Here is a 16934-nt window from a genome sequence, read left to right as displayed (position 1 = left end):
GATTACGTCGCCAGGAATGAGCCCCCCCACGGAGTCAGGGATGTAATGTCGATTTTCCTTTTGTTGCGTGCGTACGCCTCGTCCTTCTTCCATCGGTTCGGCTGGGCGGGCCTGGCCATTGCCTTGGGCATACACATGACCACGGCTTGGCTGGGCCTGGCGCTTCTGGGCGAACAACACCTCATCGCCCCCGCCACGTTTATCTACTTCTATCTCACCACCACACTCACCGTCGGCTACGGCGATCTCGCGCCGCAGACATCCGCGGGACGGATTTTCGTGGCTACCTGGGTCATGCTCGGGGGCATTGCGCTGCTGACGGCAGCCATCGGCAAAACCACCAGCAGTGTCATCGATGTATGGAGAAAAGGCATGAAGGGCAAAGGCGATTTCACCGGCAAGGTCGGCCACACCGTTCTCATCGGCTGGGAAGGCGCGACCAGCGAGCGGGTGATTGAATTACTGCTGCAGGACGAAACGTCCAATGACAACCTGATCGTCATTTGCGATTGCACCCTTGAAGAAAACCCCATGCCGGGCAAAGCGGCCTTTATCAAAGGCGAAAGCCTGTCCGCTGCCGCGCTTTTGCTGCGGGCCGGCGTGCCTGGCGCCGAACGCGTACTGGTGCGAACCCATTCAGACGATCTGACCCTGGCCACCGTGCTGGCGGTCAATCAACTGAGCCCTGTCGGGCATGTGGTCGCCCACTTCAATGAAAGTGAAATCGCCGCGCTCGCCAGCGCCTACGCCCCCAGCCTGGAATGCACCTCAAGCATGGCCATCGAGATGTTGGTGCGTGCCTCTCAGGACCCGGGCTCGTCTGTGGTCATCAATGAATTGCTTTGCGTGGGCCAAGGCGCCACCCAATACCTGATGAAACTGCCCGAGGCTTTTGAAGCAACGTTCGGCGATCTGTACGCACAGATGAAAGAACGCCACAACGCTACCCTTATCGGCTACCGCGCCAAAGGCGCCCGCCACCCTTCGATCAACCCGCCCGGCGCCACTCGCGTTGAGGGCGGTGAACTCTTCTACATCGCCTCCACGCGCCTCAAGGAAATCTCCAATGGGATGGTTTAAACAGTTGATGGGGCTTGAGGCCCCGACAGCGAATACCGAGTCGAAATGGACAGCCAACGACAGCCCGCCCGCCACCGGGCCGCTGGGCCTGGCATTCGGCAAAGGGGTGATGTTCGATACCACCCTGAAGTTGCTGCTCGACGGCAATACCACAGTGGTCATTCCTGGCTCCCAACAGATCTGGAGCGCCGGCACTGTTGATCTCGGGCAATCGACCTGGTTGTCGCGCTATTACATGAACGACGAAGACTACTGGCTGCAAGTGCACACCACCGGCGACATCGCCGGACAGGTCGAGTCGGTGATCCTGTTCAACTACCTCAGTTACGTCACCATCAACAGTGAAGCGGAGCTGCGTCGACTGGCCGGCCCTCAAAGCCTGATCGGCCTGCCGACCTACACCCACAACGGTGTCGAATACACCCGCGAATGGGGTACCGAGAACGGCCAGACGGAACTGGTGGCCTTGAGCGAGCGCCTGACCAATCCGGATGAGTCCTACAGCATCGAGCACCATTCGATGCTGTACGCCCGCGAAACCGGCCTGACCGATCGCCGGGAATTCCTGCTGTTTTCCGTCGAAGAAGACGCCGAAGGCACCATCAGCTTGAGCACTTCGTTGGGCATCTCGCTGTACACCACCGACCTGAACACTTTTTAAAAAGGAAGAAGTCCATGCTTGAAGCGCTCTCCATCTCCCTGAACAAAGCCGCCGTGCTCGGGTTTGTTTTGTACATTCTCGGCGCCGCCGTGCTGTTCGCGCTGTTCCAGTTCATCTACACCCGAATCACACCGCACAAGGAGTTCGAACTGATCCGTTCGGGCAACGTGGCGGCTGCGATCGCCCTGGGCGGCGCCATCATTGGTTTCGCCATTCCGGCCAGCAATGTGATCGCCTACTCGATCAGCATTCTGGACTTCGTCGTCTGGGCAGTGATCGCCGCTTTCGTTCAACTGCTGGCGTTTCTGGTGACCAGCCTGGTGCTAAAAGGCGCCTCTGAGCGCATCAAGAAAGGTGAAATCGCTGCGGGGATCTATATCGCGGCAGTGGCCATCAGCGTCGGCATGTTGAATGCCGCGTGCATGACCCCTTCCCAGAACTGATTGCGCCACGGAGATCCCGATGAAACGAAGCAAGTACGTTCAGCTCTCCCTGGCAGCATCGGTCGCCATGGCGATATCAGGCTGCGGGCCGACGGAAAAAACCTACGAGATACACAAAAAGTACAACTTCCAGTCCGTCCAGCAGTGCGCCGATGAAAAGCTCCCGGTCGACATCTGTTCTGACGCCTATATGAAGGCCATGGCCCAGCATCGAAGCATTGCGCCGGTGTACGACAACCAGGCCGATTGCGACGCCGACTTCGTTACCGACTGGTGCCAGCAGGATTCCGCCGGCAAGTTCATCCCCAAGCTCGGCGGTTTCGAGCTGAACGCCGATGGCGAGGTCACGCAAGCCGAAGTGGACGCGGCCAAGGCCAAACTGCCCGCGTCGGAAGCGAACGCCGCCGGGTCAGGCTTCTCCGGCAGCAGCCTGCTGACCGGGTTGCTGATCGGCAACATGCTCAGCAGCAACCGCAACAGTTACTACTCCGAACCGGTCTATCGCTATCGCGATGATCGCGGTGACTACTCGTCCTCGACACTCAGCCAGCGGGTATCGTCAGGTTCAACCTTCAACAGGTCCAATCAGGCGCGCTACGGCAGCAGCGGCAGTTACACCGACACCATCACCCGCAGTAAGCCGGTGTCTGTTGCATCGTCCACCTCCCGCGGCGGCTTCGGCAGCCAGGCTAGCGCACGCAGCGGCTGGGGCGGATCGAGCAAGAGTTTTGGCGGGTCGAGCAGTTAAGGAAACAGGGCCATGAAGAAAATCCTCTGCGCAGAGCGTCATGACTGGAAACAGACCGCCGAGAGTCTCGGCTTTCTGTTCCATACCATCGACGATGAACCCTATTGGGACGAGAGCGCGTACTACCAGTTCACGCTCAAACAGATCGAGAACGATCTCGAAGACCCGACCACCGAGCTTCATGAGATGTGCATGGACCTGGTGGCCCGCGTGGTTCAGAGCGAGGAGCTGCTGGAGCGCCTGAGCATTCCCGCGCCATTCTTCGACATGGTTCGCACTTCATGGCTCGAAGGCCACCCGCACCTGTATGGGCGCATGGATTTCTCCTACAACGGCAGCGGGCCGGCCAAATTGCTGGAACTCAACTACGACACGCCGACCAGCCTGTATGAGGCGGCAGCGTTTCAGTGGGGCTGGCTTGAGCAATGCATCGAACGCGGCTTGCTGCCCAAGCATGCCGACCAGTTCAACAGCATCGACACCAAGCTGCATCAGGCCTTTGCCCAACTGCAGCTCAAAGAGCCCTTCTATTTCGCCTCGATGAAAGACTCGGTCGAAGACAAGGGCACCACCGATTACCTGCGTCTGGTCGCGGAAAAGGTCGGCATCGAATCGCGGCATATCGATATCGAGGACATCGGCCTCACCAGTGAAGGACGTTTCGTCGATTTAGAAGATCGTTGGATTCCTCACCTGTTCAAGCTGCATGCCTGGGAGTTCATCTTCCACGAACCCTTCGGCGCAGCGATCGCCCAGAGCGACACACAGTTTTTCGAGCCGGCCTGGAAATCCATCATCTCCAACAAGGGGATCCTGCCGCTGCTGTGGGAGTTCAACAAAGGTCACCCGAACCTGCTCGAGTCGTACCTGGACGCCGCCCCGAGCAAAGCCGTGCCCAAGGGCTGGGTACGCAAGCCGTTCTTCTCCCGGGAAGGTGCCAACATCGAGCTGCAAACTGCTGAGGGGCTGATCGTGAAAGAGGACGGACCCTACACCGACGCGCCGTTTATCCTTCAGGAGTTCGCCCCGCTGCCGAAGTTTGGCGACAGCTACACGCTGATCGGTTCCTGGGTGATCGGGGATCAAGCGGCCGGCATCGGCGTGCGCGAGGACAACAGTTTGATTACCAAGGATTCGAGCCGGTTCTTGCCGCATCTGATACTCGATTGACCCATCCATCGCCCACTAAAAAGGCCGGGTGTCGACATATCGTCAGACACCCACAAGACTTACTGCGCAAATGCCGGATAATGGCGGCCATTCGTTTAGCCGCTATTCTGGTAATCCCCCATGGAAATCAAGGTCAACTTTCTCGACAACCTTCGACTTGAAGCCAAGTTCGATGACTTCACGGTGGTGGCCGATCAACCTATCCGCTACAAGGGCGATGGCTCGGCACCGGGTCCGTTCGACTACTTCCTGGCTTCGTCGGCGCTGTGTGCGGCGTATTTTGTGAAGCTGTACTGCGACACGCGCAATATCCCTACGGATAACATCCGCCTGTCGCAGAACAATATTGTTGATCCGGAAAACCGCTACAACCAGATTTTCAAGATCCAGGTCGAGTTGCCGGCGGACATCTCCGACAAGGACCGCCAGGGCATCCTGCGTTCCATCGACCGTTGCACCGTGAAAAAAGTGGTGCAAGCCGGGCCTGAGTTTGTGATCGAAGAGGTGGACAACCTCGACGCCGATGCCCAGGCTTTGTTGATGCCTGCTTCCAACTCAGAGGCGAGCACCTATATTGCCGGCAAGGATCTGCCGCTGGAGCAAACCATCGCCAACATGTCGGCCATTCTGGCGGACCTGGGCATGAAGATTGAAATCGCCTCGTGGCGCAATATCGTGCCCAATGTGTGGTCGCTGCATATCCGCGATGCGCACTCGCCGATGTGCTTTACCAACGGCAAGGGTGCGACCAAGGAAGGCGCGTTGGCGTCGGCGTTGGGCGAGTTTATCGAGCGACTCAACTGCAACTTCTTCTACAACGACCAGTTCTGGGGCGAAGACATCGCCGACGCAGCGTTTGTGCACTACCCGGACGAACGCTGGTTCAAGCCAGGCCGTAAAGATGCACTGCCGGCCGAAATCCTCGACGAGTACTGCCTGAAGATTTACAACCGCGACGGCGAGCTGCGTGGCTCCCACCTGATCGATACCAACTCGGGCAATGAAGAGCGCGGCATCTGCTCGCTGCCGTACGTGCGCCAGTCGGACGGCGAGGTGGTGTATTTCCCGTCCAACCTGATTGAAAACCTGTTCCTGAGCAACGGCATGAGTGCCGGTAACACGCTGGCCGAAGCCCAGGTGCAGTGCCTGTCGGAGATCTTCGAACGCGCGGTAAAACGCGAAATCATCGAAGGTGAATTTGCCCTGCCGGATGTACCGGCTCACGTGCTGGCGAAGTACCCCGGGATACTGGCCGGTATTCAGGCGCTGGAAGAACAAGGGTTCCCCGTGCTGGTGAAGGATGCGTCCCTGGGGGGTGAATTCCCGGTGATGTGCGTCACGTTGATGAACCCGCGTACCGGCGGTGTGTTCGCCTCGTTCGGCGCGCATCCGAGCCTGGAAGTGGCGCTGGAACGCAGCCTGACCGAATTGCTGCAAGGCCGCAGCTTCGAAGGCCTCAACGACTTGCCCCAGCCGACTTTTGAAGGTCATGCAGTGACCGAGCCGAATAACTTCGTCGAGCACTTTATCGACTCCAGCGGCGTGGTGTCGTGGCGCTTCTTCAGCTCAAAATCGGATTACGAATTCGTGGAGTGGGACTTCTCCGGCCAGGGTGAAAACTCGAATGCCGAGGAAGCCGCGACCTTGTTCGGCATTCTCAAAGGCATGGGCAAAGAAGTGTACATGGCGGTCTACGAGCATATCGGTGCAACGGCCTGCCGCATCCTGGTACCGAACTATTCGGAAATCTATCCCGCGGACGATCTGATCTGGGATAACACCAACAAAGCGCTGTTCTTCCGCACCGATATCCTGAACCTGCATCGCCTGGACGAAGACGAACTGCAAGCGCTGGTTGAACGCCTGGTGGAAAGTGAGCTGGACGACTACACCGACATCACCACCTTGATCGGCATCGAGTTTGACGACAACACGGCTTGGGGTCAGCTGACGATCCTGGAGTTGAAGCTGCTGATTTATCTCGCCTTGCAGCGGTTTGAAGAGGCAAAAGAAGCGGTAGAAATGTTCCTGCAGTACAACGACAACACGGTTGAGCGTGGCTTGTTCTATCAGGCCGTCAATGTGGTGCTGGAGATGGAACTGGACGAAGACCTGGAGCTGGAAGACTACGAGGCCAATTTCCGCCGGATGTTTGGCAACGAGCGGACAGATGCAGCAATCGGATCGGTGAACGGCAGCGTGCGCTTCCATGGCTTGACGCCGACCAGCATGAAACTGGAGGGGCTCGACAGGCACCTGCGGTTGATCGATAGCTACAAGAAACTGCACTCGGCACGGGCCAATGTGACCACTTTATTCAGTTAACAGCGCCCACAAAAAAGCGAAGCCAGATGGCTTCGCTTTTTTGTTACTGACTGGATAGCTGCTTTTTAGAACGGGATATCGTCATCAAAGCTGTCGAAATCCGGAGCCGGCTGAGGAGCGGCCTGCTGCTGTGGAGCCGGGCGCGACTGTTGCGGTGCCGACTGCTGCGGACGCGGAGCCTGCTGACGTGGGGCTGGGGCGGATTGCTGGTAGTTATTGCCCCCGCCTTGTTGGTCGCCCTGTTGTGGACGGCCGCCCAGCAGTTGCATGGTGCCTTGCATATCGACCACGATTTCAGTGGTGTAACGCTTGATACCGTCTTTTTCCCACTCGCGGGTCTGCAGCTTGCCTTCGATGTAGACCTGCGAACCTTTACGCAGGTATTCGCCGGCAATTTCGGCAACCTTGCCGAACATCGACACACGGTGCCATTCGGTCTTCTCGACCTTCTGACCGGTTTGCTTGTCGGTCCACTGTTCGCTGGTCGCCAGACTCAGGTTGGTCACGGCGTTACCGTTAGGCAAGTAGCGAACTTCGGGATCCTGGCCGCAAGTGCCGACCAATATGACTTTGTTAACCCCACGGGCCATAACGTTCTCCTAGGCTTCGCACGCTGTCGCGGCCGGGTTGTTCACCAGACGCTCCAAGGTAGTGCGATCCAATAATTCGGTGTCCAGTTTGATGTAAATCGCCGCTTCATCTGCAACCACGATTGCATCGGTTACTCCAACGACGGCCTTCAGGCGCTCGATCAGGCCAGCTTCACGAATCGCTTCGGGCGACAACGGCAAGCGCAGGCTCGTCACATACGGAGGTTCCCGCATGGTAACAGCAAAGGCTAACCAGAGGGCAGCCAGACCTGCGCATCCAAGGAACACAACCGACAAACCGCCGTGCTGGAACAGCCAGCCGCCGAGGATCCCGCCCAGTGCCGAACCGAGGAACTGACTGGTGGAATAAACCCCCATCGCCGTGCCTTTGCCGCCTGCCGGTGAAACCTTGCTGATCAGCGACGGCAAGGACGCTTCCAGCAGATTGAACGCGGTGAAGAACACCACCGTCCCGATCACCAGAGCCCGCAAGCTGTCGCCGAACTGCCAGAAGAATAGCTCAGTGAGCATCAGCGTCACGACGGCGCCGAGTAAAACTCGTTTCATTTTGCGTTTCTTCTCGCCGTAGATAATGAACGGGATCATGGCGAAGAAGGAAATCAGCAGCGCGGCCAGGTATACCCACCAGTGCTGCTCCTTGGGCAAACCGGCTTTTTCGACCAGTGCCAGGGGCAATGCAACGAAGCTCGACATCAACATCGCGTGCAACACAAAAATGCCCAGGTCCAGGCGCAGCAGGTCCGGATGCTTGAGCGTCGGTATCAGCGCCTGGCGCGCGACACCGGACTCGCGGTGCTGCAACGGGCCGGTGGCGCGGGGCACCATGAACATCACGATGACGATGCCGACCAGCGCCATGCCGCCGGTGGCGAAGAACAACCCGGACAGGCCAAAGGCGCGGGTCAGCAACGGCCCAACAACCATGGCGACAGCGAACGACAGGCCGATCGTCATGCCGATCATGGCCATGGCTTTGGTCCGATGCTGTTCCCGGGTCAGGTCCGACAGCAACGCCATGACCGCCGCGGAAATCGCCCCGGCGCCCTGCAGGATGCGTCCGGCAATGACGCCCCAGATCGAATCCGCATTGGCCGCCAGCACGCTCCCCAGGGCGAAGACGATCAGCCCCAGGTAAATCACCGGACGGCGACCGATGCGGTCGGAAATGAAGCCGAAAGGAATCTGAAAGATCGCCTGGGTCAGGCCGTAAGCGCCAATCGCCAACCCGATGAGGGCCGGGGTCGCTCCCGCCAGTTCCATCCCATAGGTCGCCAGTACCGGCAACACCATGAACATGCCAAGCATACGGAAGGCGAACACCAGGGCCAGACCGCTTGCTGCGCGGGTCTCACTGCCACTCATGCGTTCGCTGTGGGGATCGTGCATGGAAAAACCTCATGTGAACCGGCGGCGATTCTACCAGTCCCATCGATTGACGGGGTATATCGCGACGCAATGACGCGCTCTGCTAACAGACTCTTCATGTAAGGCTGCGGCCCTCTCATTTGATAGTGTGCATCCATCCAGTATTTGGCCGTATACTCCTACGTTTTCGACGCCCGCCGAGCGAGGCCACTTTGGACAAGATCCTGATTCGTGGGGCCCGAACCCACAACCTGAAGAACATCGACCTGACCCTGCCACGGGACAAACTGATTGTTATCACCGGCCTGTCCGGATCCGGCAAGTCGTCGCTGGCTTTCGACACGCTGTACGCCGAAGGCCAGCGACGCTATGTCGAATCGCTGTCGGCCTACGCCCGGCAGTTCCTGTCGATGATGGAAAAACCTGACGTCGACACCATCGAAGGCCTGTCGCCAGCGATCTCCATCGAACAGAAGTCGACCTCGCACAACCCGCGTTCGACGGTCGGCACCATTACCGAAATCTACGACTACCTGCGCCTGCTCTACGCTCGCGTCGGTATTCCGCGCTGCCCGGATCACGACATTCCGCTGGAAGCCCAAACCGTCAGCCAGATGGTCGATCTGGTGCTGGCACAACCTGAGGGCAGCAAACTGATGTTGCTGGCCCCGGTGATCCGCGAGCGCAAGGGCGAGCACCTCTCGGTCTTCGAAGAACTGCGGGCCCAGGGTTTTGTGCGGGCACGGGTCAACGGCAAGCTCTGCGAACTGGACGAGTTGCCGAAGCTGGATAAACAGAAGAAGCACTCGATCGACGTCGTGGTCGACCGCTTCAAGGTCCGCGCCGATTTGCAACAACGCCTGGCCGAATCGTTCGAGACCGCATTGAAACTGGCGGACGGCATTGCACTGGTCGCGCCGATGGATGACGAGCCCGGCGAAGAGATCATCTTCTCTGCACGCTTCGCCTGCCCGATCTGCGGCCATGCCATCAGCGAGCTGGAACCCAAGCTGTTTTCCTTCAACAACCCGGCCGGCGCCTGCCCGACCTGCGATGGCCTGGGGGTTAAACAGTTTTTCGACATCAAGCGATTGGTGAACGGTGAACTGACCCTGGCCGAAGGCGCGATTCGCGGCTGGGACCGACGTAACGTCTATTACTTCCAGATGCTTGGCTCGCTGGCCTCGCACTACAAATTCAGTCTTGAAGTGCCGTTCAACGAACTGCCGGCCGATCAGCAGAAATTCATCCTGCATGGCAGCGGCTCGCAGAACGTCGACTTCAAATACCTGAACGACCGTGGCGACATCGTCAAACGTTCGCACCCGTTCGAAGGCATCGTGCCGAACCTGGAACGCCGCTACCGCGAAACCGAGTCGGCTTCGGTCCGTGAAGAGCTGGCCAAGTTCCTCAGCACGCAACCCTGCCCGGATTGCCGCGGCACCCGCCTGCGTCGCGAGGCGCGGCACGTGTGGGTTGGTGAGAAGACCTTGCCGGCGGTGACCAATCTGCCGATCGGAGACGCCTGTGAGTATTTCGGCGTGCTGAAACTGACCGGCCGCCGTGGCGAGATTGCCGACAAGATCCTCAAGGAAATCCGCGAGCGGCTGCAGTTTCTGGTCAACGTTGGCCTGGACTACTTATCACTGGATCGCAGTGCCGACACGCTGTCCGGCGGTGAAGCCCAGCGGATTCGCCTGGCCAGTCAGATTGGCGCCGGTCTGGTGGGGGTTCTGTACATCCTCGATGAACCGTCGATCGGTCTGCATCAACGGGACAACGACCGGTTGCTGGGCACCCTCAAGCATCTGCGGGACATCGGCAACACAGTGATCGTGGTCGAGCACGATGAAGATGCGATTCGTCTGGCCGACTATGTGGTGGATATCGGCCCGGGTGCAGGCGTGCACGGCGGGCATATCGTTGCCGAAGGGACGCCGGCCGAAGTCATGGCTCACCCTGATTCGCTGACCGGCAAGTATTTGTCGGGCCGGGTGAAGATCGCAGTCCCAGCCAAACGCACGCCGCGTAACAAGAAGTTGTCGCTATCCCTCAAAGGCGCTCGCGGCAACAACCTGCGCAATGTCGACCTGGACATTCCGATCGGTCTGCTGACCTGCGTGACGGGTGTCTCCGGTTCGGGCAAGTCGACGCTGATCAACAACACGCTGTTTCCTTTGAGCGCTACAGCACTCAATGGGGCAACGACTCTGGAAGCGGCTGCTCACGACAGCATTAAAGGCCTGGAACATCTGGACAAGGTTGTGGACATCGATCAGAGCCCGATCGGTCGCACGCCGCGCTCCAACCCGGCAACGTATACCGGGCTGTTCACGCCGATTCGCGAACTGTTCGCTGGCGTTCCGGAGTCCCGCTCTCGCGGTTACGGTCCTGGGCGCTTCTCCTTCAACGTGAAGGGCGGACGCTGCGAGGCCTGTCAGGGCGATGGCCTGATCAAGGTGGAGATGCACTTCCTGCCGGACATCTATGTTCCGTGTGATGTTTGCAAGAGCAAGCGCTACAACCGCGAAACGCTGGAGATCAAGTACAAGGGCAAGAGCATCCACGAAACCCTGGAGATGACCATCGAGGAAGCTCGAGTCTTCTTCGACGCGGTTCCGGCTCTGGCGCGCAAGCTTCAGACGTTGATGGATGTCGGTCTGTCGTACATCAAGCTAGGACAATCGGCGACCACACTATCTGGCGGTGAAGCCCAGCGGGTGAAACTGTCGCGCGAGTTGTCCAAGCGCGATACCGGCAAGACGCTGTATATCCTCGATGAACCGACTACCGGCTTGCACTTCGCCGATATCCAGCAACTGCTCGACGTACTGCATCGTCTGCGCGACCACGGCAATACCGTGGTCGTGATCGAACACAACCTGGATGTGATCAAAACCGCCGACTGGTTGGTGGACCTGGGGCCGGAAGGTGGTTCCAAGGGCGGCCAGATCATTGCCGTCGGCACACCGGAAGAAGTGTCCGAGATGAAGCAGTCTCACACCGGCTACTACCTCAAACCGCTGCTGGCTCGCGACAGGGCCTGAATCAGGGCCATGAAAAAGCCCCTGTCACTTTGTCGGTGACAGGGGCTTTTGTTTGTGTAGCCTGCTAAAAGATCAGAACTGCGATTGCAGGTAATTTTCCAGACCAATCAGTTTGATCAGACCCAGCTGCTTCTCCAGCCAGTAGGTATGATCTTCTTCGGTATCGGCCAGCTGAATGCGCAGGATCTCGCGGGTGACGTAGTCCTTGTGCAGCTCGCAAAGCTCAATGCCCTTGCAGAGAGCTGCCCGAACCTTGTACTCCAGACGCAAGTCAGCGGCGAGCATGTCAGGCACGGTGGTGCCGACATCCAGATCGTCCGGACGCATACGCGGAGTACCTTCGAGCATGAGGATCCGACGCATCAGGGCGTCAGCGTGCTGCGCCTCTTCTTCCATCTCGTGGTTGATACGTTCGTAGAGCTCGGTGAACCCCCAGTCCTCGTACATCCGCGAATGGATGAAATATTGATCACGGGCTGCCAGTTCGCCTGTCAGCAACGTGTTGAGGTAATCGATTACGTCTGGGTGACCTTGCATCGCCCTACATCTCCCTGCTTGAAAGTCTGTAGTTTGAACCAAGCTGACCGGAAGGTCACTCGCTCGACGCAATGAAAGCGAAGATATTCTGAGAAAAGCAGTTTAAATGACGCAAAAACCGCCCAAATGAGGGCGGTTCTGCTTATCGTTTAGACTTAGTTAAGCTGTAAGCCCAACGCCTTTGCGATGCCTTCTCCATAAGCTGGGTCAGCCCTGAAGAAATGCTGCAGTTGACGATCAATCACGTCACCGGAAACCCCGGCCATGGCACCGGCAATGTTGTTGATCAGCAGGGCTTTCTGCTCATCGTTCATTAGACGGAACAGCGCACCGGCATGGCTGTAGTAGTCAGTATCTTCGCGATGATCGTAACGATCGGCGGCGCCGCTCAAGGCCAAGGCTGGTTCCGCATAATGCGGTGCCTGTTTCGGTGATTCCACGTAGCTGTTCGGCTCATAGTTCGGCGCCGCACCACCATTGACGCCAAATGCCATGGAGCCGTCGCGCTGGTAGGTGTTGACCGGACTACGAGGCGCATTCACCGGCAGTTGCTGGTGATTGGTGCCCACACGGTAGCGATGGGCATCGGCGTAAGCGAACACGCGACCTTGCAGCATGCGATCAGGGGACAGACCGACACCCGGGACCATGTTGCTCGGACCGAACGCAGCTTGCTCGACTTCAGCGAAGTAGTTCAGCGGATTGCGGTTGAGCTCCAGCTCGCCCACCTTGATCAACGGAAACTCTTTCTGCGACCAGGTTTTGGTCACGTCGAACGGGTTCTCGTAGTGATCAGCGGCCTGGGCCTCGGTCATGACCTGGATGTTGACACTCCATTTCGGGAAGTCTCCGCGCTCAATGGCGCCGAACAGGTCACGTTGTGCGTAATCCGGATCGGTACCCGCCAGCCGCGCCGCTTCTGCCGGAGCAAGGTTCTTGATCCCCTGTTTGGTTTTGTAGTGCCACTTTACCCAGTGACGCTCGCCATTGGCGTTAATCAGGCTGTAGGTGTGGCTACCAAAGCCGTGCATGTGGCGATAACCATCAGGGATGCCGCGGTCCGAGAACAGAATAGTGACCTGGTGCAATGCCTCAGGTGAGTGAGACCAGAAGTCCCACATCGCCTGCGCGCTTTTCAGGTTGCTTTGCGGCAGGCGCTTCTGGGTGTGGATAAAGTCAGGGAATTTCAGCGGATCACGGATGAAGAATACCGGTGTGTTGTTACCGACGATGTCCCAGTTGCCTTCTTCTGTGTAGAACTTCAGGGCAAATCCGCGTGGATCACGCTCGGTATCAGCCGAACCGCGCTCGCCACCCACGGTGGAGAATCGCAGGAAGGTCGGAGTTTGTTTGCCAACAGACTCGAACAGCTTGGCACTGGTGTACTGAGTGATATCGCGAGTCACCGTGAATGTACCGTAAGCACCCGACCCTTTCGCATGCACGCGACGCTCCGGGATGTTTTCACGGTTGAAGTGGGCAAGTTTCTCAATCAGGTGGAAATCGTCGAGCAGCAAAGGACCACGAGGGCCGGCGGAGCGGGAATTCTGGTTGTCGGCAACAGGAGCGCCACTGGCGGTCGTAAGCGTTTTATTCTGGCTCATGCGATCTCTTCCTCTGTCAGTCTTGGAACTGCCGGCTAATCGGCTGGGGGGGAGTATCAACCATGCACATGACGCCATCAAATTCATTAAATTGTGGGCAGTGATAGAAATTTACTAACGGAGATCGGAGATGGATAGTCGCAAGGCCATACTTTTCAGACGCGCACAAAAAACCGGGCACTAGGCCCGGTTCCTTGTTTCAGACTGACGTCTTACTCAGCGGATACAGCTTCACCGCCGACAGCACGATCAACCAACTCGACGTACGCCATAGGCGCGTTGTCGCCAGCGCGGAAACCGCACTTGAGGATGCGCAGGTAGCCACCCTCACGGGTAGCGTAACGCTTGCCCAGGTCGTTGAAGAGCTTACCAACGATAGCTTTCGAACGAGTACGGTCAAAAGCCAGACGACGGTTAGCAACGCTGTCTGTCTTGGCCAAAGTGATCAGCGGCTCAGCAACGCGGCGCAGTTCTTTGGCTTTTGGCAGTGTAGTTTTGATCAGCTCGTGCTCGAACAGCGACACCGCCATGTTTTGAAACATGGCCTTGCGGTGCGAGCTGGTGCGGCTCAGGTGACGACCACTTTTACGATGACGCATGGTTCATTCCTTACCAAACACAACGTTCGGTGATTACGACGATCAGGCAGTCGCCTTGTCGTCCTTCTTAAGACTTGCAGGCGGCCAGTTGTCGAGGCGCATGCCGAGGGACAGACCGCGGGAGGCCAGAACGTCCTTGATTTCAGTCAAGGATTTCTTGCCAAGGTTCGGAGTCTTCAACAGCTCTACTTCGGTACGCTGAATCAGGTCGCCGATGTAGTAGATGTTTTCCGCCTTAAGGCAGTTAGCCGAACGTACAGTCAGTTCCAGATCGTCAACCGGGCGAAGCAGGATCGGATCAATCTCGTCTTCCTGCTCGACAACCACTGGCTCACTGTCACCTTTGAGGTCGACGAACGCAGCCAACTGCTGTTGCAGAATGGTTGCAGCGCGGCGGATAGCCTCTTCAGGATCCAGGGTACCGTTGGTTTCCAGATCAATAACCAGCTTGTCCAGGTTAGTACGCTGTTCGACACGGGCGTTTTCCACCACGTATGCGATACGGCGAACCGGGCTGAACGAAGAGTCAAGCTGCAAGCGACCGATGCTGCGGCTTTCATCTTCATCGCTCTGACGCGAGTCTGCCGGTTCATAACCACGACCACGAGCTACAGTGAGCTTCATGTTCAGGGCGCCGTTAGACGCCAGGTTAGCGATTACGTGATCGGGGTTGACGATCTCGACATCATGATCCAGCTGAATATCGGCAGCGGTAACCACCCCCGAACCCTTCTTCGACAAGGTCAGCGTAACTTCGTCTCGACCGTGCAGCTTGATAGCCAGACCTTTAAGGTTCAACAGGATTTCAATTACGTCTTCCTGTACACCTTCGATGGCGCTGTACTCGTGGAGCACACCGTCAATCTCGGCCTCGACTACTGCACAGCCGGGCATTGAGGACAACAGGATGCGGCGCAGCGCGTTGCCCAGGGTGTGGCCGAAACCACGCTCGAGAGGCTCGAGAGTGATCTTGGCGCGGGTTGGACTGACAACCTGCACATCAATATGGCGGGGTGTCAGGAACTCATTTACCGAAATCTGCATGGATGCACCTATTTTCTAGCCCTTACTTGGAGTAGAGCTCGACAATCAGGCTTTCGTTGATGTCGGCGGACAGATCACTGCGAGCAGGAACGTTCTTGAAAACGCCCGACTTCTTCTCAGTGTCTACTTCTACCCATTCTACGCGGCCACGTTGGGCACACAGATCGAGAGCTTGGACAATGCGAAGTTGGTTCTTTGCTTTCTCGCGAACTGCGACCACGTCACCAGCACGAACCTGGTAAGACGGAACGTTTACGGTCTGACCGTTAACGCTGATCGACTTGTGCGATACCAGCTGACGGGATTCGGCACGAGTAGAGCCAAAACCCATACGGTATACAACGTTGTCCAGACGGCATTCGAGCAGCTGCAACAGGTTTTCGCCAGTTGCGCCTTTCTTGCCAGCAGCTTCTTTGTAGTAGCCGCTGAATTGACGCTCGAGAACGCCGTAGATACGACGGACCTTCTGCTTTTCACGCAGTTGGGTGCCGTAATCGGACTGGCGACCGCGGCGTTGGCCGTGGATACCAGGTGCTGCTTCGATGTTGCACTTCGATTCGATCGCGCGCACGCCGCTCTTCAGAAAGAGATCGGTGCCTTCGCGACGAGCGAGTTTGCATTTTGGACCAATGTAACGAGCCATTCTTTACAATCTCCTGGATTACACGCGGCGCTTCTTCGGCGGACGGCACCCGTTGTGCGGGATTGGCGTCACGTCGGTGATGCTGGCGATCTTGTAGCCACAGCCGTTCAAAGCGCGGACTGCGGATTCACGACCTGGACCTGGACCTTTGACGTTAACGTCGAGGTTTTTCAGGCCGTATTCCAGCGCAGCTTGACCAGCACGCTCAGCAGCTACTTGAGCAGCGAACGGGGTGGACTTGCGGGAACCGCGGAAACCCGAACCACCGGAGGTAGCCCAGGAAAGAGCGTTACCTTGACGGTCGGTAATGGTCACGATGGTGTTGTTAAAAGAAGCATGGATGTGGGCGATGCCATCAACCACTGTCTTTTTAACTTTTTTACGAGGACGAGCAGCAGGTTTTGCCATGATTAATTTCCTGTCGATTCGCTGGGGCGATTACTTGCGGATCGGCTTACGCGGACCTTTACGGGTACGCGCGTTGGTCTTGGTACGCTGACCGCGTACTGGAAGACCACGACGATGACGCAGACCGCGATAGCAACCGAGGTCCATCAAACGCTTGATTTTCATGTTGATTTCGCGACGCAGGTCACCTTCAGTGGTGAACTTCGCCACTTCGCCACGCAGCTGTTCAATCTGCTCGTCGCTCAGATCTTTGATCTTTGCCGCTGGGTTTACCCCAGTCACTGCACAAATTTTCTGTGCAGTAGTGCGACCAACACCATAGATGTAGGTCAGCGAGATAACAGTATGCTTGTTATCTGGAATGTTAACGCCTGCAATACGGGCCATTCAGTGGGACTCCAATTGACAGCTACCTACGCCCCGGAAGCCAAGAAATAGGGCGCGAGATAATATCGCTGTAATAACAAATAATCAACCCGGCAGCGCACTAGCTGCCGGGCTTGAAGCACAATCACACTCAGCCTTGGCGCTGTTTGTGACGCGGTTCCGCGCTGCAAATTACTCGAACAACACCTTCGCGGCGAATAATCTTGCAGTTACGGCACAGCTTTTTCACCGATGCACGAACTTTCATCACCAACTCCTCGAA

General features: G+C 57.6%; 17 protein-coding genes. 7 read left to right on the top strand and 10 right to left on the bottom strand.

Translation table 11 applies throughout. The features are described 5' to 3' along the window. Positions 1-45 precede the first annotated feature (45 nt). The 6 genes from LOY38_RS03500 (at position 46) to LOY38_RS03475 (ending at position 6427) form a co-directional block, all read left to right on the top strand. Positions 46-1080: a potassium channel family protein gene (locus tag LOY38_RS03500; protein WP_258698839.1), complete on the top strand. Its 1035-nt coding sequence runs from the start codon at positions 46-48 to the stop codon at positions 1078-1080. Beyond that, positions 1067-1741 carry a YjfK family protein gene (locus tag LOY38_RS03495; RefSeq protein ID WP_258698838.1) on the top strand — a complete coding sequence of 225 codons (675 nt, stop codon included), beginning with the start codon at positions 1067-1069 and terminating at the stop codon, positions 1739-1741. The genes LOY38_RS03500 and LOY38_RS03495 overlap by 14 nt, the downstream gene beginning before the upstream one ends. 14 nt (positions 1742-1755) lie before the next feature. Beyond that, positions 1756-2184, top strand: coding sequence for a DUF350 domain-containing protein (locus tag LOY38_RS03490; RefSeq protein ID WP_008008913.1), 429 nt, complete (start codon positions 1756-1758; stop codon positions 2182-2184). Positions 2185-2203: 19 nt separating this feature from the next. Further along, the gene (locus LOY38_RS03485; RefSeq protein WP_258698837.1) at positions 2204-2932 is read left to right on the top strand and encodes a DUF1190 domain-containing protein; all 729 of its coding nucleotides are present in this window, start codon (positions 2204-2206) and stop codon (positions 2930-2932) included. Positions 2933-2944: 12 nt separating this feature from the next. Continuing rightward, positions 2945-4102 (top strand): glutathionylspermidine synthase family protein, encoded by a 1158-nt coding sequence (locus tag LOY38_RS03480; RefSeq protein WP_258698836.1) that lies wholly within the window; start codon positions 2945-2947, stop codon positions 4100-4102. 120 nt (positions 4103-4222) lie between these two features. Next, a complete protein-coding gene (locus LOY38_RS03475) occupies positions 4223-6427 on the top strand; it encodes an OsmC domain/YcaO domain-containing protein (protein ID WP_258698835.1) in 2205 nt (734 codons plus the stop codon). A gap of 65 nt (positions 6428-6492) precedes the next feature. Here LOY38_RS03475 and LOY38_RS03470 read toward each other — a convergent pair whose 3' ends face one another. Both LOY38_RS03470 and LOY38_RS03465 read right to left on the bottom strand, forming a co-directional pair. Further along, a complete protein-coding gene (locus LOY38_RS03470; RefSeq protein ID WP_007896798.1) occupies positions 6493-7017 on the bottom strand; it encodes a single-stranded DNA-binding protein in 525 nt (174 codons plus the stop codon). A 9-nt stretch (positions 7018-7026) separates the two neighbouring features. Next, a complete protein-coding gene (locus tag LOY38_RS03465) occupies positions 7027-8424 on the bottom strand; it encodes an MFS transporter (RefSeq protein WP_258698834.1) in 1398 nt (465 codons plus the stop codon). A gap of 191 nt (positions 8425-8615) precedes the next feature. Between LOY38_RS03465 and uvrA the strand changes: the two genes are divergently transcribed. Next, positions 8616-11450: an excinuclease ABC subunit UvrA gene (gene uvrA / locus LOY38_RS03460; protein WP_258698833.1), complete on the top strand. Its 2835-nt coding sequence runs from the start codon at positions 8616-8618 to the stop codon at positions 11448-11450. 72 nt (positions 11451-11522) lie between these two features. Here uvrA and bfr read toward each other — a convergent pair whose 3' ends face one another. The 8 genes from bfr to rpmJ form a co-directional block, all read right to left on the bottom strand. Continuing rightward, complete coding sequence (bfr, locus tag LOY38_RS03455) at positions 11523-11987, bottom strand: bacterioferritin (protein ID WP_258698832.1); 465 nt, start codon at positions 11985-11987, stop codon at positions 11523-11525. A gap of 155 nt (positions 11988-12142) precedes the next feature. After that, entirely contained in the window at positions 12143-13591 is a 1449-nt protein-coding gene (locus LOY38_RS03450; RefSeq protein WP_258698831.1) for a catalase, read from the bottom strand. A gap of 212 nt (positions 13592-13803) precedes the next feature. Continuing rightward, complete coding sequence (gene rplQ / locus LOY38_RS03445) at positions 13804-14190, bottom strand: 50S ribosomal protein L17 (protein WP_007955635.1); 387 nt, start codon at positions 14188-14190, stop codon at positions 13804-13806. A 42-nt stretch (positions 14191-14232) separates the two neighbouring features. Then, on the bottom strand, positions 14233-15234 hold the full coding sequence (locus LOY38_RS03440; RefSeq protein ID WP_003186012.1) for a DNA-directed RNA polymerase subunit alpha: 1002 nt from the start codon (positions 15232-15234) through the stop codon (positions 14233-14235). Between the two features lie 22 nt (positions 15235-15256). Further along, positions 15257-15877 (bottom strand): 30S ribosomal protein S4, encoded by a 621-nt coding sequence (rpsD, locus tag LOY38_RS03435; protein WP_003176404.1) that lies wholly within the window; start codon positions 15875-15877, stop codon positions 15257-15259. Positions 15878-15895: 18 nt separating this feature from the next. Continuing rightward, on the bottom strand, positions 15896-16285 hold the full coding sequence (gene rpsK, locus LOY38_RS03430; protein ID WP_002555466.1) for a 30S ribosomal protein S11: 390 nt from the start codon (positions 16283-16285) through the stop codon (positions 15896-15898). Between the two features lie 30 nt (positions 16286-16315). Then, positions 16316-16672, bottom strand: a complete 357-nt coding sequence (gene rpsM, locus LOY38_RS03425; RefSeq protein ID WP_003186020.1) for a 30S ribosomal protein S13 — start codon at positions 16670-16672, stop codon at positions 16316-16318. Positions 16673-16802: 130 nt separating this feature from the next. Continuing rightward, positions 16803-16919, bottom strand: coding sequence for a 50S ribosomal protein L36 (gene rpmJ / locus LOY38_RS03420; RefSeq protein ID WP_002555468.1), 117 nt, complete (start codon positions 16917-16919; stop codon positions 16803-16805). Positions 16920-16934: the final 15 nt, after the last annotated feature.

Source organism: Pseudomonas sp. B21-015, from assembly GCF_024749285.1.
In the GTDB taxonomy this organism is placed as follows: domain Bacteria; phylum Pseudomonadota; class Gammaproteobacteria; order Pseudomonadales; family Pseudomonadaceae; genus Aquipseudomonas.
The sequence above is the reverse complement of the archived record's forward strand: the minus strand, read 5'-3'. Positions and strand labels throughout refer to the sequence as shown.

Coding starts and splice junctions, on each gene's coding strand:
- rpmJ (WP_002555468.1), bottom strand. CDS start 16,919: ATGAAAGTTCGTGCATCGGTGAAAAAGCTGTGCCGTAACTGCAAGATT.
- LOY38_RS03450 (WP_258698831.1), bottom strand. CDS start 13,591: ATGAGCCAGAATAAAACGCTTACGACCGCCAGTGGCGCTCCTGTTGCC.
- rpsK (WP_002555466.1), bottom strand. CDS start 16,285: ATGGCAAAACCTGCTGCTCGTCCTCGTAAAAAAGTTAAAAAGACAGTG.
- LOY38_RS03495 (WP_258698838.1), top strand. CDS start 1,067: ATGGGATGGTTTAAACAGTTGATGGGGCTTGAGGCCCCGACAGCGAAT.
- rplQ (WP_007955635.1), bottom strand. CDS start 14,190: ATGCGTCATCGTAAAAGTGGTCGTCACCTGAGCCGCACCAGCTCGCAC.
- LOY38_RS03470 (WP_007896798.1), bottom strand. CDS start 7,017: ATGGCCCGTGGGGTTAACAAAGTCATATTGGTCGGCACTTGCGGCCAG.
- LOY38_RS03480 (WP_258698836.1), top strand. CDS start 2,945: ATGAAGAAAATCCTCTGCGCAGAGCGTCATGACTGGAAACAGACCGCC.
- LOY38_RS03465 (WP_258698834.1), bottom strand. CDS start 8,424: ATGCACGATCCCCACAGCGAACGCATGAGTGGCAGTGAGACCCGCGCA.
- LOY38_RS03475 (WP_258698835.1), top strand. CDS start 4,223: ATGGAAATCAAGGTCAACTTTCTCGACAACCTTCGACTTGAAGCCAAG.
- LOY38_RS03440 (WP_003186012.1), bottom strand. CDS start 15,234: ATGCAGATTTCGGTAAATGAGTTCCTGACACCCCGCCATATTGATGTG.
- LOY38_RS03500 (WP_258698839.1), top strand. CDS start 46: ATGTCGATTTTCCTTTTGTTGCGTGCGTACGCCTCGTCCTTCTTCCAT.
- LOY38_RS03490 (WP_008008913.1), top strand. CDS start 1,756: ATGCTTGAAGCGCTCTCCATCTCCCTGAACAAAGCCGCCGTGCTCGGG.
- rpsD (WP_003176404.1), bottom strand. CDS start 15,877: ATGGCTCGTTACATTGGTCCAAAATGCAAACTCGCTCGTCGCGAAGGC.
- rpsM (WP_003186020.1), bottom strand. CDS start 16,672: ATGGCCCGTATTGCAGGCGTTAACATTCCAGATAACAAGCATACTGTT.
- LOY38_RS03485 (WP_258698837.1), top strand. CDS start 2,204: ATGAAACGAAGCAAGTACGTTCAGCTCTCCCTGGCAGCATCGGTCGCC.
- bfr (WP_258698832.1), bottom strand. CDS start 11,987: ATGCAAGGTCACCCAGACGTAATCGATTACCTCAACACGTTGCTGACA.